Here is a 20,832-nt window from a genome sequence, read left to right on the forward strand (position 1 = left end):
GGTCAGGCTCCCGTCGTGTCGAACCGGCGCACGACGGCCCGGTACAACAGGTAGGCGCTCAGTGAGAGCGCGAGCTGAATGGTCGCCAGCACCGCAGCGGTCGCGAAGTCGGAACCGACGATGGACGTCGTGTAGATCAGCATGGGCAGGGTCGTGACGTCTTTTGCACCGGTGAAGAGGACGATGCCGAACTCGTTGAGCGTGAGCAGGAACACGAGCGATGCGGCTGCAGCGAGAGCGGGCCACACCGCTGGAAGGATCACCCGGGCCGCGATCCGCAGGGGACCGGCGCCGAGCGACGACGCGACGTCGATCTGGGCGCTCGGGAACTGACTGAACGCGGCGAGCAGCGGCCGCACGACAAACGGGGTGTAGAAGGCGATCATCGCCAGGACGACGCCGATCACCGAACTCATGAAGGTGAACCGGTGCCCGGTGCTCGACGACACGACGCCGACGGGCCCGAACAGGACACCGAGAGACAGGGGAATGAGAAAGGAGGGCAGGGAGACCACGGCCTCGACCACCCGCACCACGAACCGCGACCCGGCGAACGGGATGAAGGCGAGCACAAACGCTACGAAGGTTCCGACGATCACACAACCGGCGGTCGACAGCGCCGCGACCTCGAGGGTCCGCACGAACGCCTTCTGCACGGCGCCGTCCGAGAGGGCCTTCGACCAGGTCTGCGTGCTGACGTAGTTGTCGTCGCGGTCGGTGAACGATCGGGAGACCGCCAGCGCCAGCGGGTAGCCGAGGCTCGCGATCACCACCACGAGCGGTCCGACGAGCAGCACGATCCGCCCGACACGGGCGAGAGCGATGCGAGGCGCAGTGGTTCTGACCATCGTGCTCTTGGAGGGTGCGACAGCGGTGCTCATCATGCGCTCTTGTCCGCCGGGACCATGTGGACGTCGTGTGGCGCAACATCGACGAACAGTCGTTCACCGGGTTCTGGAGCACGGTCGAGAACCGGCACGTCGACGCCGAGCCGCTGATCGGTCGCCACGATCCGGACACGGACGTGTCGGGTGGGTCCCCGCCACTGGACGTCGTCGACCTCGACTTCGAATCCGTTCTCCGGCGGCACACTGGTGAAGCGCCAGGCCCACGGGCGGACGGCGAGCGCGACGTGGCGGTCGGCGGACACGCCGTCGACACTGCGGGCGCGCACGGGCAGACCTCCGTGGTCGAGAACACCGATCTCGCCTGCGGCGATGTCCGTGGTCGCGCGCACCGGGAGGATGTCGGCGCCACCGAGGAACGTCGCCGCGAACTCGCTCGGCGGCCGATGGAAGAGACGGTCGGCGGTGTCGATCGACTCGAGCCGCGCATTGCGCATCAGGGCGATCCGGTCGGCGAGAGCGAGTGCCTCCGCCTGATCGTGGGTGACGTGCACGATCGCCACATCGGGCAGATCGCGTCGCAGTTGCTGCAACTCGATGAGCATGTCCTGGCGAAGACGGGTGTCCAGGGCCGACAGCGGCTCGTCGAGCAGAAGCAGGTCGGGCCGTCCGGCGAGGGCCCTCGCGATCGCGACGCGCTGCTGCTGACCGCCGGACAGTTCTCGGGGGAGACGGTCGACGTAGGAGAACATGCCGACCATGCGGAGGACTTCGTCCACCCGCGGTTTGATCTCGGCGCGCGGGGTGCGCCGAGCTTGGAGACCGAACGCGACGTTCTTCCGGACCGTCATGTGCGGGAACAGCGCGTACTGCTGGACGACGAATCCCACACCGCGGGCCGACGGCGGGAGCGCTGTCACGTCCCTACCGTCGATCTCGACACGTCCGGATACGACGTTCTCGAACCCGGCGATCGCCTTGAGCGCCGTCGACTTCCCCGAACCCGATGGGCCGAGGAGAGCGAGCGTCTCGCCTCGCGCGACCTCGAACGAGCAGTCCTGCAGTGCGACCGTCTTCCCGTAGGCGACGGACACGGAACTCATTCGGACGGCGGGAACCACACCCGTCGCCGCATGACCCGGTTCGGTGCTCGCTGCGGTCCTGCGTGCGCGTCCGGTCTCCATACTCACTGCCCGGTCGCCTTGTTGTAGGCGTCGACCAGTGCGTCGAAGCGGTTGTTCACGTCGGTCCAGTCCGGGGACCAGACGTCGACGCCTGCGAGGGCCCTGGTGATGGCGTCGACGTTCGGGCCGGTGGCGTTGACGTCGGTGCGTGCCGAGATGCCGAACGCGTCGGTTGCGAGTGACTTCTGGGCGTCGACCGACATCAGGAAGTCGATGAGCTTCTGTGCGTTGTCCGCGTGCGGCGCCTTCGCTGCCTTGCCCATGAAGTACGGGAGAGCGACTGTGGTGCGCTTGCCGTCCGGCCCCGTGGGTGCGAACGTCTCATAGGCCATCTTGTCGTTGGCGATCGCCGCGAGGGCCATCTGAACATCGCTGTTGGCGACCGAGAGCTCGCCTGTGCTCACCTTCGGGCCGAGTTTGCCGGTGGACGCCGACGGGCCGACGTTGTTGGCCTGGAGCTTCGCGAGGAAGTCCAAGCCCTGCTGCTCGCCGAACACGTGCTGGACGAGGAGGAGCAGGGCAGTGCCGTCGCCTGCCTGGCCGGGCGTCGAGTACTGGAGGCGCTGCTTGAAACGCGGATCGAGGAGGTCGTTCCACGACTCGGGCTTCGGGTCGACGGCGGTGCCGCGGATCATGGTGAAGTAGTTGTTCGCCAGTGACACGTAGTGACCGTTGGCGGCCTTGGCCGTGGCGGGCAGCTTGTCCTCACCCGCGGGCCTGGTCTCGCCGATGACACCCTTCTTGTCAGCCTGCTGGATGAACGGGGGGAGTGTCACCAGGACATCCATCTGCGGATTCGACTGCTCTTTGTCGGCGCGGGAGACCACCTCACCCGACCCGCCCTCGACGTAGTTGACCTTGATGCCGGTCTTTGCTTCGAACGCCTTGAACTGCGGGGTGTACCAGTCGGCGAGTCCATCGGCGCTGTACAGGGTGACGGTGTTCGGATCGTCCGAGCTGCCGCCGGTGCCGCCGCAGGCCGCGACAGATGCGAGGGAGAGTGTGGCGACCGCGATGGTCGAGGCCTTCAGGTATCGCTTCATGGGAGTCCTTCGTGAGTGCTGTGGAGTTGGTGGTGCGGGGGAATAGGGGTCAGACGAGGTCGCCTGCGACATGCCGCGCGGCCAGTTCGAGACCGACTGTCATGCCGACGCCGGTGGTGACCGAGCAGGCGCGAACGCCTGGCGCGAGTTCAGCCGTCAGGTACGGGCCGCCGGGGCGGGACGCGTATACGCCCTGCCAACGGCCGACGACCGTGAGGTCGACGCCGAGGATCGTCTCGACTTCGCGGACGATGAGGTCGGCGACCGTCTCGTCGAGAAACGGGTCGAGGGTGCGGTCGAGATGGTGAGAGTCGCCGATGAGGAGCGTGCCGTCGGGTCGCTGGGTGAACATGATGTTCGTGTCGGCAGCGCGTAGGTCGGGACGATCCTCGTCGATCCGTGTCGCGAGTGCGGCGACGGCCGTCGTCTCGGCGAACGCGCCGTAGCGCAGGAACGACGTCGCAGTCAGGACGGCTGCGTTCACCCGGAAGCCGGGGTCGGCCACCTGCAGCATGGACAGGCCGCAGCGGTGCACATCGTGCTCGTCGGCGACCGCTGGTGCGGTGTAGTCGAGGTCGTGTCCCACACACACGAACACCCGTCCGGCGCGTATCGGGTCACGGGACGTGCGGATGCGGACGTCACCGTCGGACGCCTCTTCGACGCCGAGGTACGAAGTGTTCCAGCGGAACTCGACGTTGTCGCGGGCGTCGAGCCACGCCGCGATGGCAGGCGCCGTGGTGCGCGGGTCCACCCGGAGGTCGTCGAGGAGGAGGGCGCCGCCGACCACGTCGTCCGCACCCGCTCCGCCCAGGACTTCACGGGTCGAGCTCGCGTCGATCGGCGACACACTGTCGCGTGTGGACGCGAGCTCGGCGAGCACAGCCATCTCGTCCTCTGCGCGGGCCACGCCGAGACCGGCCTCCGTCCGGACGGGGACGCCCGCCCTGGTGGCCAGGTCCAGCCAGCGTGCCCGACTGCCGACGGCAAGATCGCGCAGTTCGCCTGCTTGCCCGGTCACGCAGATGTGCCCGAAGTTGCGGACCGAGGCGCCGACCGGGCGTCGGTCGCGATCGATCACGATGACGCTGTTCCCGGCGTCGGCTGCGGCCAGTGCGTGGCCGAGGCCGATGATGCCCGCTCCGACGACGAGTACGTCGCATTCGTTGTTGCTCACGCCGAAGAGTTCACCGCGGGACGTACGTGCCCGCAACTGCTGGATCCAGTTGTATGTACAAGTTACGAATCAGTTCATCAGCTGTTTCCGATGGTCTTGATCGTTCATTCTTCGTTCATTCGCAAGATCAGACGATCGCAGTTTGACTTGTATACTCAGCAGCATGTCGGCACCCATCCATCAACGACTCGCGGACGAGTTCCGTGCGCGCATCGCCACAGGTCAGTGGCCCGAGGGCGTGCGCGCGCCGAGTGAGGCCGCATTGTGCGACGAGTTCGGAGTCTCCCGCGGGCCGGTTCGTCAAGCGTTGGCGACGCTCCGCGTCGAGGGGCTGCTCGTCGGCGGACAGGGACGCCCGCCGCTGGTTCGCACCGGCGTCCCGCTGCATGCCGCGAGTGCGCTCGGATCGCTGACCGCCTGGGCGGCGGATGTCGGACGGACCGCAGGGCAGCGGACGATCCTCCAGTCGAGGCATGGCGCCGACGCCGAACTGGCCCGACGTCTCGGTGTCGCAGCAGGCGACCCGGTGCTCACCATCGTCCGTGCGCGCGACCTGGACGACGAGCCCGCGGTCCTCGAACGGATGTCGTTCATCTGGGAGGTGGGTCGAATCCTGATGGAGTTCGACCCCGACTCCGGGTCGATCAACCGTTTTATGCTCGACCGCGGCATCGACCTGTACAGCTCCAGTCACGAGGTGGACGCGGTCGCTGCTGCCGGGGACGACGTCCAGTACCTCGGGATGACCGACGGTGCGCCGATGCTCCGAGTGCGCCGCACCACCGAGGACTCGACCGGCCGGGTCATCGAATTCGCCGAGGACCGCTACGTGCCCGGGCAGTGCGCCATCAGCATCACCAACCGTCTGACCGCCGCCGGCGGCAGAAGTCACATCCGCCTGGCATGACGCCGGGCGTTCGACGAGGAGACCCCCAACCAATGATTGAACTCGCCGCATTCGACATCGCAGGCACGACGGTCGACGACGGCGGCGCCGTGTACGAAGCGCTGCGCACGTGTGTCACCGAGTTGGGCGCAACCGTGTCCGATACGAACCTCTCTCATTGGATGGGCACCGACAAGGTGACCGCGATCGAGAACCTGGCCCGTCTGGGGGGCGTCACCATCGGACGCGACGAGGCGCTCGGTGCGTTCGCCCGCTTCCAGGAACTCCTTGCCGAGCGCTACCGCGCCGATCCGCCGCGGGCGATCGCGGGAGTTGAAGAACTCATCGCCCGACTGCGTGGTGCGGGCGTGAAAGTCGCTCTGACCACCGGTTTCGACCGTGCTGTTGTCAACCCGCTGTTGGCGTCGCTCGGCTGGTCACAGGGGCGCGGCGACGGTGTTGTGCTCGACGCCGTCATCACGACGGACGATGTGCCCGCCGGACGCCCGGCTCCGTACATGATCTTCCGCGCCATGGAGGCCACCGGCGTGGTCTCGGTGGCCTCGGTTCTCGCGGCGGGCGACACCGCAGTCGACGTCCAGGCCGCCAATAACGCCGGGGCGATCTCCGTCGGAGTGCTGACCGGTCAGACGCCTGCCGAAGTGCTCGAGGGGAACGGCGCCGACCACGTGGTGGAAAGCGTCGTGCGAGTTGCCACTCTGCCCGGCGTCCTCGACTGACGGCCGCCTCCGCCTGGGCGGTCGCGGTCTCGTGAAGCCTCGCGAGACGATCAGTGTTGACACTGCTTACATTGAGCCCTACTCTCTGTGTTAGCAGTGTAAACATAGATCGTCTCGCAAGGAGCTCACCATGCCGTCCACCGCCCAGAAGACCGTTGACGTTGAACTCGGACAGCGTGTCGTGTCCGTCCCGGAGGGCGGTCTGTTCGACCGCTTCCGCATGCAGACCGACCTCGACGAGGTGTCGAAGGACCCACGCGTGCAGTCCGTCGAATTCTTCCGTCGGCTTCGCAAGACGCGAGTCGAGTCGCCGATCGGCGAGACGCACACCCCGAACTTCTACTACGCGATGTCGTCGGCGCGGCTGACGATGCTCGCCCCGACGTCGGCCATCCGCAAGCGCATTCCCGCGGAACTCGAGCCGCTCGAAGTACTTCCCGGACTCGGCATCGCCTCGGTCATGTTCTTCCGCTACGACGTCTGCGACATCGACTTCTACACCGAGGCCGCCGTCGGAGTCGCCGTCCGCCCCGCACGCCACGGCGGGCCCGGCGTGCTCGACCTCACCACCGCTCTCGTCGACGACCATCTGCACTCCTACGTTCTGTCGCTGCCTGTCAACACCGACATCGCGCAGGTTCGAGGCCATGACGGTTACGGATTCCCGAAGTGGGTCACCGACCTCGACGTCGACATCGACGCGACGCGCACCACAGCACGGATCGCGAACGCCGACGGGGGAGTCGACCTCGCATTCACCGCGCCGACACCGCGCCAGAAGGTTTTCCCTACCGGTGACAACGTCTCCAGCCTCACCTCGTACACCCGCCTCGAGGGTGTGTGGCAGTCGACGCTCAATCAGACGAACGTCCTCGCGACCGGATCGTCGTTGTTCCCGCGCGGCACCGACCTGACTCTCGGCGACGGACGCATGTCCGACGACCTCCGTTCGCTCAAGCCGATCCGCACCATCCGGCTCGACGTCACCACCAAGGCGCAGGCGGCGCTGCACATGCCCGTTCCGGTCTCCGTTCCGACAATCTGACAAGCGAAGAAGCACACAATGACAATCACCGCACAACATGAGTCCGTCGACACCCGTCTCCCGGCGTCGATCAGCGCCGATCTGGTGACCAGGCTCGCTTCCCTGATAGCGGCGTCTGCCGACGCCGACCGGGTCGTCACCAGTGCTCCGTACACAGGAGAAAGGCTCGCCGACCTCCCGGTGTCCACACCTGCGGACGTCGAGGCCGCGTACAGGACCGCGCGCGACGCCCAACGCGCGTGGTCTCAGACGCCGATCCGCGAGCGAGCCGCCGTCCTGCTGCGTTTCCACGACCTCGTCCTTCGCCGCCAGAACCAAGGTCTCGACCTGATGCAGGCGGAGAATGGCAAGACCCGGCGCGACGCCTTCCTCGAGATCAGCGACACCGCGATCACTTCTCGCTACTACGCGCGGACCGCAGCCAAGGCACTGGCGCCGCAACGCCGGGGCGGTGCGATCCCGTTCCTGACCCACACCACCGAACTCCACCATCCCAAAGGCGTCGTCGCGATCGTCTCGCCGTGGAACTATCCGTTGTCGATGGCGGCGGGCGACGCGATCGCCGCGCTGATGGCGGGCAACGCAGTCGTCCAGAAACCCGACACCCAGACCGCGTTGACCGCCCTGTGGGCACTCGACCTCATGCGCGAAGCAGGGCTGCCCGACGGAGTCTGGCAGATGGTCGTCGGACGCGGCAGTTCGATCGGCGACCAATTGATGGCGGGCGCCGACTACATGATGTTCACCGGATCCACGGCCACCGGTCGACAGATCGCCGCAGACGCGGGACGACGCCTCATCGGTGCGTCTCTTGAGCTCGGCGGCAAGAACCCGATGCTCGTCCTCGACGACGCGGACCTGGACAAGGCGGCCGCCGGAGCGATCAACGCCGCGTTCCCGTCGACCGGGCAGCTCTGCGTCTCCATTGAGCGGATCTATGTGGCGGAATCGGTGCGCGATGAATTCGTCGAGAAGTTCGTCGCCAAGACTCGAGCGCTCACCATCGGCGCGGCGTACGACTACAGCATCGACGTCGGCAGCCTGACCAGCGCATCACAACTCGCCACAGTGACCGAGCACGTCGACGACGCTGTCGCCAAGGGCGCAACCGTTCTCGCCGGCGGACGCGCCCGACCCGACCTCGGGCCGCTCTTCTACGAGCCGACGATCCTGACCGACGTCACCGAGGACATGACGCTGTTCGCGCACGAGACGTTCGGCCCCGTTGTCGCCGTCCACACCTTCAGCGACCTCGACGACGCTGTGGCCGAGGCGAACGACTCCCAGTACGGCCTCAACTCGAGCGTCTGGACACGCGACGGCGCAAAGGGCCGCGCCGTCGCGGCCAGGCTCCACACCGGGACAGTCAACGTGAACGAGGCGTTCGCCGCTGCGTGGGGCAGCATCGACGCGCCGATGGGCGGCATGGGCGAATCCGGCGTAGGGCGTCGACACGGACGCGACGGAATCCTCAAATACACCGAGGCGCAGACCGTCGCCCATCAGCGCGGCGTCGGATTCACTCCGCCCTCGTTCATCCCGTGGCGGGTATGGGCTCCGACGCTCGGGGCCGCTCTGCGCGCCTGGCGCCTGACCGGCCTCCGCTGAACACCGACACGAAATCGAAAGGAACTGACATGATCGTCCCCGACACCATGGACGCGATCGTCGTCGACGACGACAAGAACCTTGTCGTCGACGTAGTACCCACACCCACTCCGGCGGCCGGCGAGGTGCTCGTCCGGGTCGCTGCGGCAGGCGTGAACCGGGCCGACCTCATGCAACGCCAGGGGCTGTACCCGCCGCCTCCCGGCATCACCGACATCATGGGCATGGAGGTGTCCGGCATCGTCGTCGCGCTCGGCGACGGCGTGGACGGTCCCGCGGTGGGCGCGCAGGTCTGTGCACTCATCGCGGGCGGTGGGTACGCCGAGTACGTGGTGGTTCCGGCTGGACAGCTGCTCCCGGTGCCGACCGGTGTGTCGCTGATCGATGCGGCGGCACTGCCCGAGGTCGCCAGCACCGTGTGGTCGACGATCGTGATGGATGCGGGGCTCACCGCAGGGGAGACCGTCCTGATCCACGGCGGCGGCAGCGGCATCGGAACCCACGCCATCCAGGTCGCGAAGGCACTCGGCGCCACCGTCGCCGTGACAGTCGGATCAGCGGACAAGGGGGAGCGCTGCCGCGAACTCGGCGCCGACATCGTGATCAACTACCGAGAGCAGGACTTCGCCGCCGAACTCGCCGGTCGTGCCGACGTCATTCTCGACATCATGGGCGGCAGCTATCTCTCGCGCAACGTCGAGGCACTCGCCGTCGGTGGCCGACTGGTGGTCATCGGCATGCAGGGCGGCTTCGTCGGTGAAGTGAACGTCGGGGCCCTCATCGGCAAACGCGCGCGCATCATCGGACTCAACGTCCGCAACCGCCCGCTCGACGGACCCGGGTCGAAGGCGGAGATCGTCGCCGCCGTGACAGCAGACGAGTGGCCGATCGTCGAACAAGGACTGATCCGACCGATTGTGTCGGCGAGACTTCCGCTGGCCGAGGCCGAACGTGCTCACGGGCTTCTCGACTCGCCCGACTCCGTCGGCAAGGTCCTTCTGCTTCCGAACCGGGACCTCACGTGACCGGCCGCATAGTCGTCTTCGGTGCAACGGGCTACGCGGGTGGACTCGCAGTCGAATCACTGGTCCGGCGTGGGGAGCGTCCAGTCCTCGCCGGGCGGTCGTCGGACAAACTGGCCACGTTCGCGGAACGGCTCGGCGGTCTCGAGTATCGCGTCGCCGACGTCGCGCAGCCGGCGAGTGTCCGTGCGCTTGTGGAAGCCGGCGACGTGATGGTGACTGGAGTCGGGCCGTTCGAACGAGTCGGCTGGGTGGCGGCCGAGGCCGCCGTCGACGCGGGGGCGCATTACGTCGACTCGACGGGTGAGATCGGCTTCGTCCGTCAACTCGTCAGCAGTCACGACACGATCGCCCGCGACAGAGGTGCCGTCATGCTGCCCGCGTTCGGCTACGACTACGTCCCGGGTGTCCTGGCCGGCCACCTGGCCGCGCGTGAGGCGGGCGACCAGGCGACATCGATCGACGTCGGCTACTTCGCGACCGGACCGCTCCGGCGCGGCCTGAGTCAGGGAACGCGTAAAACGCTCGCGGACGGCCTCACGCTCCCGGTGACGGTGTTCGCCGACGGTCGGCACGCCGACCGCAGAGCGGCGTCCGACGTCGTCGTGTTCCCCGTACAGGGCGCCAGGCGCCGCGCGATACTCGCGTCCGGGACAGAAGTGCTTCAACTTCCCGAGGCTCACCCGCACCTGCGGAACGTCCGGGTCTTCAACGGCTGGTTCCCGAGTCTCGCTCGTCCGATGCAGGCCGCGTCGTTCGCTGCAGCGATGTCCGCCCGGTCGGCTGCCGGGCGTCGCGTGCTGTCCGGCGTCCTGTCGCGCACGTCTGGTCCCGCAGGCGGACCAGACGAGACCGAACGCGCCAAGGTGAGGGGACTCGCCGTAGCGGTGGCCCGCGACGACACGGGACGCGTCCTCAGCGAAGTGGAGGTCGACGGACCGTCGCCGTACAGCGTCACCGCGGAACTGATGGCCGTCGCCGCGCAGCGTCTCGCGCGCGGACTGGGGCGGAGTCCGGGAGTCGTCGGTCCGGTCGACGGTCTCGGTGAGGACGGCTTCACGTCCCTCTGCGACGAGGTCGGACTCCGCCGCGTTCGGTGAGGTGACACCAACGACTCAGGCCCTTCATCAATTGATGAAGGGCCTGAGTCGTTGAAGAGTGTCCGAGGGGGGACTTGAACCCCCACGTCCGTTAATAGGACACTAGCACCTCAAGCTAGCGCGTCTGCCATTCCGCCACTCGGACTCGTTCAGGTATGAAATTGTCGCGCTCGCTTTCGCTTGCGCCGCATAACCATAACCAAGGTTGCCGTGAGATCCCAAATCCCCTAGTAATGGGGGTGTGACGACCCCTCAAGCAACTGAAGAAGTAGTCGATCTCGTCAGCCGCCTCATCCAGTTCGACACATCGAACACAGGAGTGCCGGAGACGACCGTCGGCGAAGCCGAATGCGCCCGCTGGGTGGAGCAGCAACTCCAGGAGGTGGGCTACGAGACGGAGTACATCGAGTCGGGCATGCCCGGTCGCGGAAACGTCTTCGCTCGGCTCGCAGGCTCCGACTCGAGTCGCGGAGCGCTGCTCGTCCACGTCCACCTCGATGTGGTTCCGGCCCAGGCCGAGGACTGGAGCGTCCACCCGTTCTCCGGCGCGATCCGCGACGGCTACGTCTGGGGACGCGGCGCCGTCGACATGAAGGACATGGCCGGCATGGTGCTGGCCCTGGCCCGTCAATTCAAACGAGACGGCACGGTGCCGCCGCGTGACATCGTGTTCGCTTTCCTCGCCGATGAGGAGGCAGGCGGCACCTGGGGCTCGCACTGGCTCGTCGAGAACCGACCCGACCTGTTCGACGGAATCACCGAAGCAGTGGGCGAGGTCGGTGGCTTCTCACTCACCGTCGATCGCCCAGACGGAACCGTGCGTCGGCTGTACCTCGTCGAAACGGCCGAGAAAGGCCTGTCATGGATGCGGCTCACCTGTGATGCGACTGCCGGCCACGGATCGTTCCTTCACTCGGACAACGCCGTCACGGAGATCGCGTCCGCCGTGGCGCGCATCGGCGCCCACCGATTCCCCCTCGTGATGACCGAGTCGGTGTCGGAGTTCCTGAAAGCCCTGTCGGAGGAGACGGGCCTCGACTTCAGTCCGGAGACCCCCGATCTGGAGACAGCGCTTTTCAAGATCGGCAATATCGCGCGCATCATCGGCGCCACACTGCGCGACACCGCGAACCCCACCATGCTGTCGGCGGGCTACAAGGCCAACGTGATCCCGCAGCAGGCGGAGGCCGTCATCGACTGCCGTGTGCTCCCGGGCAGGCAGAAGGAGTTCGAGGCGACCATCGACGAGCTCATCGGCCCGAACGTCAAGCGGGAGTGGATCACGCATCTCGACGCGTACGAGACCACGTTCGACGGGCATCTCGTCGACGCGATGAACGACGCCGTCGTGGCGCACGACGCAGACGGTCGCACCGTGCCCTACATGCTGTCCGGCGGCACCGACGCCAAGGCGTTCGCCAAGCTGGGCATCCGGTGCTTCGGATTCGCGCCGTTGCAGCTTCCACCGGACCTCGACTTCGCCGCCCTGTTCCACGGAGTCGACGAACGCGTCCCGGTAGACTCGATCCTGTTCGGCACCAAGGTTCTTGAGCACTTCCTGCGTCACAGCTGACGTGGGTGAGAAGGAGACGCTAGTGACCGCATTCGACCCGTATTCGGTGCTTCCGACGCTGCCGGAGATCTCCGTGACGTCAACGGACTTCGCCGACGGCGACACACTTCCGACACCACAGGCGTCCGCGATCTTCGGCGCCGGGGGCGAGGACGTGTCCCCGCAACTGAGCTGGTCCGGATTTCCCGCGGAGACCAAGAGTTTTGTCGTGACCTGCTTCGATCCAGACGCACCCACCGCGTCCGGATTCTGGCACTGGGCGGTCGCCGACATTCCGGCAACGGTGACGTCGTTGCCGACCAATGCGGGGGCTCCGGGCTCCGCCGACCTGCCGTCGGCGGCGGTCACACTGCGCAACGACGCGGGTCTGGCACAGTTCGTCGGGGCGGGGCCGCCTCCCGGACACGGACCGCATCGCTACTTCTTCGTGGTGCACGCCGTCGACGTGGAGTCGCTGGGCCTTCCGGACGGCGCATCGCCCGCGTTCCTCGGCTTCAACCTGTTCTCGCGCGCGATCGCCCGCGGACCCCTCACCGGCGTGTTTGAACTGCCCAGCGAGGAGTGATTGACTCGCCGCAGCCCTCTGCTCGTTGCAGCGAACGAGGACGTCCTACTGCTCGTTGAGCGAACGAAGTGAGTCGAAGCGTCTGGTCGATCACGCATTCGTGGGTCGGCGAGGGAACTTTCGACTCACTTCGTTCGCTCAAGGAGCAGGGGAAGCGTTCGCTGCTCAACGAGCGGGATGCGGTCGGTCAGGGCGTAGAGCGTGAGCCGACGGCGTCGGAGAGGGTCGCGAACCCGCCTGCGCGGAGTCGGGCGGCGATGCCGTCATTCAGTTCCTTGAGCCACACTGGGCCGCCGTAGATGAACCCGGTGTACGCCTGCAGTAGATCGGCGCCCGCGGTGATTCGGTCCCACGCCTGGTCGACGGTCTCGATTCCGCCGACGCTGATCAACGACACCCTGCCTCCGACGCGGCCGTACAGGCGACGCAGCACCTCCAGCGACCGGTCGGCGACCGGTGGCCCGGAGAGACCGCCTGCGCCGATCGTGTCGACATCCGAGGTCGGGGTCGCGAGGCCGGACCGACCGATGGTCGTATTGGTCGCGACGATCCCGGCCAACCCCAGTTCCACTGCGAGATCGGCCACGGCGTCGACGTCGTCGTCGGACAGATCCGGAGCGATCTTCACCAGCACCGGAACCGTCGCCTCGTCGAGGACGGCCGCCAGAACAGGCCGAAGGGACTCGACGGCCTGCAGATCACGCAAGCCCGGGGTGTTCGGCGAGCTCACGTTCACGACCACAAAATCGGCGAGCGGTGCGAGCAGACGGGCGGACACCCGGTAGTCGTCGACGGCCCCGTCGAGGGGAACCACCTTGGTCTTCCCGATGTTGGCGCCGATCGGAGCGCGGACCGGGCCCGGTCGAGGTTCGCGGAGCTTCTCGGCCGCCGCTTCGGCTCCCGGATTGTTGAAGCCCATCCGATTGATCAGTGCGCGGTCGGCAGGCAGCCGGAACAGACGCGGAGCCGGGTTTCCCGGCTGGGCCTGCCCGGTGATGGTGCCGATCTCGGCGTAGCCGAAACCGAGCTGGCCCCAGGCGTTGACACACGACGCGGTCTTGTCGAAACCTGCTGCAAGTCCGATCGGAGCGGGGAAGTCGACGCCGAAGACGGTGCTCCGCAGAATCGGATCCTTCGGCGCGAACACCGTCGCCAGAAGAGAACGGATGCCCGGTGCGCGGCCGGCGACGCTGATCGCGTGGTGGATCAGGGTATGAATCCGCTCGGGTTGAACAAGGAACATCACCTTCAGCAAAACGGGGTAGATCAGTCGGTTGACGGTGCTCAGCATGATGTCGCCTTCTCCTGGCTGGTTCTGCGGGACAGTGAAGCGCTGCAGCGCGCGTGGTGTTAGGGGGTCGTCGCGGTGGCCGGCACGAACTGGAGGCCGTCACCACGGGCCGAGACCAGCAGGAGGCCCCCGTTCGCCGGGTCGACAGTCATCGCCGATACCTGGCCGACGGTCGCGATGCGCGCGCGTTCCTTGCCGTCACCTCGCGAGAGGTCGTAGGCGACGGCCTCATTGACGCCGGTGGACGAGACCCACAGCAGATCACGCTTCTCGTCGTAGGCGAGGGCGTACGGGCTCGGAGAGACCGGTCGGCGCAGGCGCATGACGATCGGCGCGCCGTAGTAGGCGTAGACCTCGTTGTCGCGAGTTCCGGTGGCCATGATCCGACCGAACCGGTCGACGACGGCGTTGGTCGCGCCGTTGCCCGCGCGCAACGCCGCCTTGTGGTCACCGGATTCGATGTCGACGGGCAGGACCGCCGATTGTGCCCGATCGAGGACGGACACCTGACCGTCGACGCCGTCTGCGGTGTCGGGTGCGACGAGGATGCGGTCGACACGGACGAATCCGCCGATCGTCTTCTCCGGTGCGCGCTTGTCTGCGGGGTAGACCAGCAGCTTGCCTGTCGCCGTGCCGACCAGGGTCTTGTCGCCGGCGACGGCGACGGACAGCGGTGAGTCGATCGCCTCGCGCCATTGTTCGAACGTCCCGTCGGGCTCGATCCGGATCAACCCGTCTGGTCCGACCGCGAGGAAGGCGCCGTCCGCGGCGATCAGATCGACGAGACCCGTCACCGGCAGTGCCACCGTCCTGGGCGGCGGGGTGTCCATCGCACCCGGATGGACGTGCAGCGTGACTGATCGGCCGTCGGCGTTCAGCACCGCCGTGGTCGAACCGATCTGTGCGATTGTGATGCCCGCGCCCTGCGGGACGATCACACCCGCGGGTGACGCCGGTGTCGCGGGTGATTCGGCCGCCACCGCCGGCGCGACGGTCTGCGCGTTATCGGCGTTCTCCGACGCGTTGTCGCCGCAGGCCGCGAGCGTCACCGCCATCGTCGTCGCCAACAGGACAACCGCCACCTTGGTTCGCACATGCATGTCCTCCATCTTGCGCGACCGCCGCCTGCCGCCTCGTGATGGGTAGCATCTACGCCCGTGACTGAAACGATGAGCTGGCTTCAGACGGTGGTCCTGGGGGCCCTGCAGGGTTTGACCGAATTCCTTCCGATCTCCTCGTCCGGACACTTGCGGATCGTCTCGCAGATCTGGTTCGGGCAGGACGCCGGCGCCGCATTCACCGCGGTCACGCAGTTGGGAACCGAACTCGCCGTCCTGATCTTTTTCGCCAAGGACATCTGGCGGATCGTCCTGGCGTGGTTCGGCGGCCTGCGGAACCCGGAGCGACGGGGCGTCGACTACCGGATCGGCTGGTACGTGATTCTCGCCACCATCCCGATCGGTGTCCTCGGCTTCGTGTTCCGGCACCAGATCAGCACCGCGGCGCGAAATCTGTGGGTGGTCGCGATCATGCTGATTCTGTTCTCGTTCGTGTTCATCGCCGCCGAACGCGTCGGCTCACGGTCGAAGTCGATCGAGACGATGACTCGCCGCGACGCGATCGCCATGGGTCTGGCGCAGTGCCTTGCGTTGATTCCGGGGGTCTCCCGTTCGGGTGCGACAGCGTCGGCCGGTCTCTTCGTCGGCATGGAGCGTGCCGCGGCGTTCCGCTTCTCATTCCTCATCGCAATCCCCGCGGTGGTCGCGTCCGGCCTGTTCAGCCTGAAGGACGCCTTCGAGCCGGCCGCCGAAGGTCAGGTGACAGCGTCCGGGCCGCAGATCGTCGTCGCGACGGGCATCGCGTTTGTGCTCGGCTACGTGTCGATCGCGTGGCTGCTCAAGTTCGTCTCACACCACTCGCTCGCATGGTTCGCCGGCTATCGCATTGCTCTCGGCCTCGTCGTGATCGGTCTGCTCGCCGGTGGCGTCGTCTCGGCGACATAGGGTCGGCACATGACAGTGATACTGGTCCGCCACGGACGGTCGACGGCCAATACTTCGGGTGTTCTCGCCGGCCGGACGCCCGGAGTGGCTCTGGACGATGTCGGGCGCGCGCAGGCGGCCGCGCTGATCGAACGCCTCGACGGGGTGTCGGGCCGCCTGAACGCAGTGGTGCGGTCTCCGCTGCAACGCTGCGCGGAGACCGTCGCACCGCTCGTCGATCACCTCGACGGTGTGAGTGAGGTTGAGGACGGGCGGCTCGCCGAAGTCGACTACGGCGAATGGAGCGGCCGCAAGCTGTCCGACCTCGTCGACGAACCGTTGTGGCGGACAGTGCAGCGACATCCGTCGGCGGCGGTGTTTCCCGGCGGTGAGGGACTGGCAGACGTTTCTCGGCGGGCGTCGGCTGCGGTCCGCGAACTCGACCGAGTGCATGGCGGTGACGACGGAAACGGCGTCTGGCTCGCCTGTTCGCACGGTGACGTGATCAAGAGTGTCGTCGCCGACGCCTACGGGATGCATCTGGACTCGTTCCAACGGATCGTCGTCGACCCGGCGTCGATCACCGTGATCCGGTACACGCGTGACCGGCCCTACGTGCTCACCGTGAACAATCCGGGGGCACTTGTGCTCCCTGCGCCGCGTCACCACACCGACGCCGATGTCGGCGGAGGCAAGGGCGCGTAGCCTTGCGACCAAAGGGCGTCGCAGTCATCAGCAGGAAGGTGGAGTAGCAGTGTCGCGCACCATTCATGAATTCCGCAGTCCGGCCCGTTTTGTCGCCGGCACGGTCGGCGTGCCGGGGGACCGCACGTTCTTCCTTCAGGTGTCACAGGACCAGCGGGTGATGAGCGTCGAGCTGGAGAAGCAGCAGGTCCTGATCCTCGCGGACCGCCTCGGATACCTCCTCGACGAGGTGGCCCGTCGGTTCGGCGCGAGTGTTCCGCCGGAGACCGAACAGGTCGCCGACACCGAGCCGCTCGCCAATCCGATCGACGCCGAGTTCCGGGTCGGCTCGATGGGGCTGGGTTGGGACGCCGAAGCGTCGTCCGTGGTGGTGGAACTGCTCGCCATCACTGAACAGCCGCTCGACGAGAGCGTGATCCTCGACGACACGGAGGAGGGGCCCGACACGGTCAGGGTGTTCCTGTCCGCCGACGCCGCCCGCCAGTTCAGCGCACGGTCGATGCGGGTCATCGCGGCGGGCCGGCCGCTGTGCCCGCTCTGCACCATGCCGCTCGACGCCTCCGGGCACATCTGCGCCCGCAGCAACGGCTACAAGCGGGACGTCGAGTTCTCGCGGTCCGACGAGTTCATCGATCCAGACGTGCTCGCCGCGCTCGGGCGAGTGATGCCGGGATTCGACGCATCCTTCCAGGTGGACGACGATTCGACCGCCATCGACGACGACTCAGACGACGACCGCCCGGAGTGAGTCGGAACATCCTCAAGGTCCTCACCGACGGGGACCTGACATTGTTGGGTCGCATCCCCACGGCGAGCAATCTCACACTCGCGTGCCGTGTGGGAGCCGATGAGCTGTTGTGCGTCTACAAACCGGTCCGAGGCGAAGCGCCCCTTTGGGACTTCCCCGACGGCACGCTCGCCGGGCGCGAGGTCGCGGCATATCTCCTCAGTGACGCCCTCGGGTGGGGCATCGTGCCGGAGACGGTGCTCCGCGAGAGCGGACCGGCAGACGCCGATCTCGGGCCGGGAATGCTGCAGCGGTGGATTCACGTGCCGGACGAAACGGTCGGTCGTGATCCGGTCGATCTCGTACCGATCGGCGATGTCGGCGACGATGTGATCCCGATACTGCGTGCATATGACGAGGACGGATCGTTGGTCGCGCTCGTTCACTCGGACACACCGGAGCTCAAGCGGCTCGCTGTCTTCGATGTGGTCGTGAACAACGCGGATCGCAAGGGCGGTCACATCCTCGTCGATGAGAGCGGCGAGCTGTTCGGCATCGACCACGGCATCTGCCTGCACACCGACGACAAGCTGCGCACCGTCCTGTGGGGGTGGGCGGGACAGGCAGTCCCGTCCGACCTGCTCGACGACCTCACTCGGGTGGCCGCGCACCTCTCGGACGACGACCACGCGTTGACTGTGCGACTCGGTGCATTGATCACCGCCGACGAGATCCGCGCTCTGCGGGAGCGCGTCTCGCACCTCGTCGACGGCGGCACGATGCCGTTGCCGCCCGGAGAGCGCGCGATACCGTGGCCGCCGTTCTGACACGTGCACCAGAAGACGGCCCGTTCGACGCCTGATCGACCGCTCGTCATACAGTTGTGGTCATGCAGTCGTGGCCGTCGCCCCAGATCCCGTCCGTACCCGGCGTCTCACCGGCTCTGCGTCTGTTCGACACGTCGTCGAAGCAGGTGGCACCACTCGCACCCGGACCAGTCGCCGGAATGTACGTCTGCGGCATCACTCCGTACGACGCCACACACCTCGGCCACGCTGCCACCTACGTGACGTTCGACCTGATCAATCGGGTCCTTCGCGATCAGGGGCATGACGTCCACTATGTGCAGAACATCACCGACGTCGACGATCCGCTGTTCGAGCGCGCCGAACGCGACGGAGTGGACTGGCGAGATCTCGGCACCCGGGAGATCGACCTGTTCCGCGAGGACATGGCAGCGCTGCGTGTTCTGCCGCCTCGCGACTACATCGGTGCGATGGAGTCGGTCGACGAGGTCATCGCGGCCGTCGGACGCCTCCTCGAGAACGGTTCCGCCTACGTCGTCGACGACGCCGACTATCCCGACGTGTACTTCAGCATCGACGCGACCGAGCAGTTCGGTTACGAGTCGGGCTATGACGCAGAGACGATGGCGAAGTACTTCGCCGAGCGAGGCGGCGACCCGGACCGCGTGGGCAAGCGCAACCCGCTCGACGCGCTCCTGTGGCGCATCCGACGGCCCGGAGAGCCGTCATGGGAGTCGCCGTTCGGCGCGGGGCGTCCAGGCTGGCACATCGAGTGCTCGGCCATCGCCCTCAACCGACTCGGCATGGCGTTCGACGTGCAGGGCGGTGGCAGCGACCTGATCTTCCCGCATCACGAGTTCTCCGCGGCTCATGCCGAAGCCGAGACGGGGGAGCGCCGCTTCGCACGCCACTACGTCCACACCGGAATGATCGGCCTGGACGGCGAGAAGATGTCGAAGAGCCTCGGCAACCTCGTCAAGGTGTCGGTGTTGAGGCGCAACGGAGTCGACGTCGGCGCCGTCCGACTCGGTCTGATCAGCGGGCACTACCGCGACGACCGCATGTGGACCGATCTAGTCCTGTCCGACGGCGAGCGTCGTCTCGCCACCTGGCGTCGTGCCACCGCCCTCGCGACCGGCCCCGACGCGACTGACACCGTCGCACGCCTCCGCCAGCACCTCGCGAACGACCTGGACACCCCGAAGGCACTCGCGGCCGTCGACGCGTGGGCCGCCGACGCCATCCTGGGCATCGGTTCGTCGACCGAGGCGCCAGGACTGATCGCCGCCGCCGTCGACGCCCTCCTCGGCGTCGACATCAACCCGAGTGCGTAGGAAGCCATGACCCGCGTCAGCGAGATCCCGCCCGGCACCTCCGACGGTGTCTGGACGGTGATGACCCACACGTCGACCTACGTGCTCGACTTCGAGGAGATGACCCTGCTCCGCGCTCCAGGTGTCGGGCGCAACGAGGACCAGCGCTGGGAGGTCAGCGAACTGCGTCGCGACTCCGAGGACATCCCGCTGATCGGCGTCAAGCAGTGCGTCATCGGAGAGCCCGCGCAGTTCTGGGTGACCGCCGCCGACGACCCTGACGTCCGTACCTGGCGCATCACGACGCCGGTCGTCGACATCGAACGCATCGGTTAGACCGGTCTAGTCCGAGCCCTCGTTCCTCCTGCGGAGGTATTTCTCGAACTCTGCGGCGAGGGCGTCGCCGTCGACTTCGACCATCGGGTTCTCGTCGCCTGCCTCGTCGTCCTCTCGTTCCTCGAGATCGCGGACGTAGGCGGCCATGTCGTCGTCGTCGGACATCATCTCGTCGACGTCCTCCTGCCAGTCTCGCGCCTGTTGATCGAGGCGACCGAGATCGATCGGGAGCTCGACGATGGGTTCCAGGCGCCGGAGGAGGGCGACACTGGCCTTCGGGTTCGGCGGGTGTGCGATGTAGTGGGGGACCGCCGCCCACAACGAGATCGACGGCACTCCGGCCTGGACGAACGCATCTTGAAGGACTCCGGTGATGCCGGTAGGACCTTCGTACTTGCTCGGCGAAAGTCCAAAACGGGTTGCCGCGGCGCTCGTCTCCGCCGATCCGGACACCGGGACGGGACGGGTGTGCGGAGTGTCGGCGAGCAGGGCGCCCATCATGACCACGAGTTCGACGTCCAGCGCCTCGGCGAGTTCGACGAGTTGGGAGCAGAACGCCCGCCACCGCAGATTCGGCTCGGGTCCGAGCACGAACACCACGTCTCGATCGGCGTCGGGAAGGCGCGCATACGAGACAGACGTTGACGGCCAGGCTATGCGACGCGTCACACCGTCGACAGTGGTGATCGTCGGCCGGTTCGACTGGTAGTCGTAGAAGTCGTCGCCGTCGATCTCGCGCAGATCCGTTGCGTCCCAGGTCAGGGCCAGATGTTCGACGGCGGACGTCGCCGCGTCTCCGGCGTCGTTCCATCCGCCGAACGCAGCGATCATCACGGGACGGCGCAGTTCGGGCAGACCGGTCGGGCGTGGGGAGTTCATCGAGA

21 protein-coding genes and 1 tRNA gene are annotated in these 20,832 nt (G+C 67.0%); 14 read left to right on the top strand and 8 right to left on the bottom strand.

From position 1 onward, the window contains the following. Positions 1–2 precede the first annotated feature (2 nt). Genes JVX90_RS08005 through JVX90_RS08020 form a run of 4 tightly spaced genes read right to left on the bottom strand, consistent with a single transcriptional unit; the run spans position 3 to position 4,249 of the window. Positions 3–884, bottom strand: coding sequence for a 2-aminoethylphosphonate ABC transporter permease subunit (locus JVX90_RS08005; RefSeq protein ID WP_240194096.1), 882 nt, complete (start codon positions 882–884; stop codon positions 3–5). After that, a complete protein-coding gene (locus JVX90_RS08010; RefSeq protein WP_240194157.1) occupies positions 881–2,029 on the bottom strand; it encodes an ABC transporter ATP-binding protein in 1,149 nt (382 codons plus the stop codon). The genes JVX90_RS08005 and JVX90_RS08010 overlap by 4 nt, the downstream gene beginning before the upstream one ends. Before the next feature lie 2 nt (positions 2,030–2,031). Next, on the bottom strand, positions 2,032–3,072 hold the full coding sequence (locus tag JVX90_RS08015; protein ID WP_205331833.1) for a 2-aminoethylphosphonate ABC transporter substrate-binding protein: 1,041 nt from the start codon (positions 3,070–3,072) through the stop codon (positions 2,032–2,034). A gap of 49 nt (positions 3,073–3,121) precedes the next feature. Further along, positions 3,122–4,249, bottom strand: a complete 1,128-nt coding sequence (locus JVX90_RS08020) for a TIGR03364 family FAD-dependent oxidoreductase (protein WP_205331834.1) — start codon at positions 4,247–4,249, stop codon at positions 3,122–3,124. Positions 4,250–4,412: 163 nt separating this feature from the next. Between JVX90_RS08020 and JVX90_RS08025 the strand changes: the two genes are divergently transcribed. From JVX90_RS08025 to JVX90_RS08050, 6 genes are all read left to right on the top strand, one after another. After that, positions 4,413–5,156 (top strand): GntR family transcriptional regulator, encoded by a 744-nt coding sequence (locus JVX90_RS08025; RefSeq protein WP_205331835.1) that lies wholly within the window; start codon positions 4,413–4,415, stop codon positions 5,154–5,156. A 32-nt stretch (positions 5,157–5,188) separates the two neighbouring features. Further along, positions 5,189–5,875 (top strand): phosphonatase-like hydrolase, encoded by a 687-nt coding sequence (locus JVX90_RS08030; protein WP_205331836.1) that lies wholly within the window; start codon positions 5,189–5,191, stop codon positions 5,873–5,875. 130 nt (positions 5,876–6,005) lie between these two features. Next, positions 6,006–6,920: an acetoacetate decarboxylase family protein gene (locus JVX90_RS08035; RefSeq protein WP_205331837.1), complete on the top strand. Its 915-nt coding sequence runs from the start codon at positions 6,006–6,008 to the stop codon at positions 6,918–6,920. An 18-nt stretch (positions 6,921–6,938) separates the two neighbouring features. Further along, positions 6,939–8,528, top strand: a complete 1,590-nt coding sequence (locus tag JVX90_RS08040) for a succinic semialdehyde dehydrogenase (protein WP_205331838.1) — start codon at positions 6,939–6,941, stop codon at positions 8,526–8,528. A 47-nt stretch (positions 8,529–8,575) separates the two neighbouring features. Then, entirely contained in the window at positions 8,576–9,553 is a 978-nt protein-coding gene (locus JVX90_RS08045; protein ID WP_205332331.1) for an NAD(P)H-quinone oxidoreductase, read from the top strand. Continuing rightward, a complete protein-coding gene (locus tag JVX90_RS08050) occupies positions 9,550–10,650 on the top strand; it encodes a saccharopine dehydrogenase NADP-binding domain-containing protein (protein WP_205331839.1) in 1,101 nt (366 codons plus the stop codon). The genes JVX90_RS08045 and JVX90_RS08050 overlap by 4 nt, the downstream gene beginning before the upstream one ends. Before the next feature lie 59 nt (positions 10,651–10,709). Here JVX90_RS08050 and JVX90_RS08055 read toward each other — a convergent pair. Continuing rightward, positions 10,710–10,795: transfer RNA gene (locus JVX90_RS08055), tRNA-Leu, on the bottom strand. A gap of 96 nt (positions 10,796–10,891) precedes the next feature. Here JVX90_RS08055 and JVX90_RS08060 point away from each other — a divergent pair. Continuing rightward, positions 10,892–12,223 (top strand): M20/M25/M40 family metallo-hydrolase, encoded by a 1,332-nt coding sequence (locus JVX90_RS08060; RefSeq protein WP_205331840.1) that lies wholly within the window; start codon positions 10,892–10,894, stop codon positions 12,221–12,223. Positions 12,224–12,245: 22 nt separating this feature from the next. Further along, positions 12,246–12,788, top strand: coding sequence for a YbhB/YbcL family Raf kinase inhibitor-like protein (locus JVX90_RS08065; RefSeq protein WP_205331841.1), 543 nt, complete (start codon positions 12,246–12,248; stop codon positions 12,786–12,788). A 187-nt stretch (positions 12,789–12,975) separates the two neighbouring features. Here the strand turns inward: JVX90_RS08065 and JVX90_RS08070 are convergent, their stop codons facing one another. Both JVX90_RS08070 and JVX90_RS08075 read right to left on the bottom strand, forming a co-directional pair. Continuing rightward, positions 12,976–14,079: a quinone-dependent dihydroorotate dehydrogenase gene (locus JVX90_RS08070; RefSeq protein WP_205331842.1), complete on the bottom strand. Its 1,104-nt coding sequence runs from the start codon at positions 14,077–14,079 to the stop codon at positions 12,976–12,978. Between the two features lie 59 nt (positions 14,080–14,138). Further along, on the bottom strand, positions 14,139–15,179 hold the full coding sequence (locus JVX90_RS08075; protein ID WP_205331843.1) for a hypothetical protein: 1,041 nt from the start codon (positions 15,177–15,179) through the stop codon (positions 14,139–14,141). 57 nt (positions 15,180–15,236) lie between these two features. Here JVX90_RS08075 and JVX90_RS08080 point away from each other — a divergent pair, with 57 nt between their 5' ends. From JVX90_RS08080 to JVX90_RS08105, 6 genes are all read left to right on the top strand, one after another. Further along, a complete protein-coding gene (locus JVX90_RS08080) occupies positions 15,237–16,082 on the top strand; it encodes an undecaprenyl-diphosphate phosphatase (RefSeq protein WP_205331844.1) in 846 nt (281 codons plus the stop codon). Positions 16,083–16,091: 9 nt separating this feature from the next. Next, positions 16,092–16,766: an MSMEG_4193 family putative phosphomutase gene (locus tag JVX90_RS08085; RefSeq protein WP_205331845.1), complete on the top strand. Its 675-nt coding sequence runs from the start codon at positions 16,092–16,094 to the stop codon at positions 16,764–16,766. A gap of 49 nt (positions 16,767–16,815) precedes the next feature. Continuing rightward, positions 16,816–17,514 carry a DUF3090 domain-containing protein gene (locus tag JVX90_RS08090; protein WP_205331846.1) on the top strand — a complete coding sequence of 233 codons (699 nt, stop codon included), beginning with the start codon at positions 16,816–16,818 and terminating at the stop codon, positions 17,512–17,514. Continuing rightward, the gene (locus tag JVX90_RS08095; RefSeq protein WP_205331847.1) at positions 17,511–18,320 is read left to right on the top strand and encodes an SCO1664 family protein; all 810 of its coding nucleotides are present in this window, start codon (positions 17,511–17,513) and stop codon (positions 18,318–18,320) included. Before JVX90_RS08090 ends, JVX90_RS08095 begins: the two co-directional genes overlap by 4 nt. 62 nt (positions 18,321–18,382) lie before the next feature. After that, on the top strand, positions 18,383–19,633 hold the full coding sequence (mshC, locus tag JVX90_RS08100) for a cysteine--1-D-myo-inosityl 2-amino-2-deoxy-alpha-D-glucopyranoside ligase (RefSeq protein ID WP_205331848.1): 1,251 nt from the start codon (positions 18,383–18,385) through the stop codon (positions 19,631–19,633). A gap of 6 nt (positions 19,634–19,639) precedes the next feature. Beyond that, positions 19,640–19,948 carry a hypothetical protein gene (locus JVX90_RS08105; protein ID WP_205331849.1) on the top strand — a complete coding sequence of 103 codons (309 nt, stop codon included), beginning with the start codon at positions 19,640–19,642 and terminating at the stop codon, positions 19,946–19,948. 6 nt (positions 19,949–19,954) lie between these two features. On the opposite strand, the gene JVX90_RS08110 is transcribed toward JVX90_RS08105, so the two are convergent. Further along, positions 19,955–20,827 (bottom strand): PAC2 family protein, encoded by an 873-nt coding sequence (locus JVX90_RS08110; RefSeq protein ID WP_205331850.1) that lies wholly within the window; start codon positions 20,825–20,827, stop codon positions 19,955–19,957. Positions 20,828–20,832 lie beyond the last annotated feature (5 nt).

This window comes from Gordonia sp. PDNC005, assembly GCF_016919385.1.
GTDB lineage: Bacteria > Actinomycetota > Actinomycetes > Mycobacteriales > Mycobacteriaceae > Gordonia.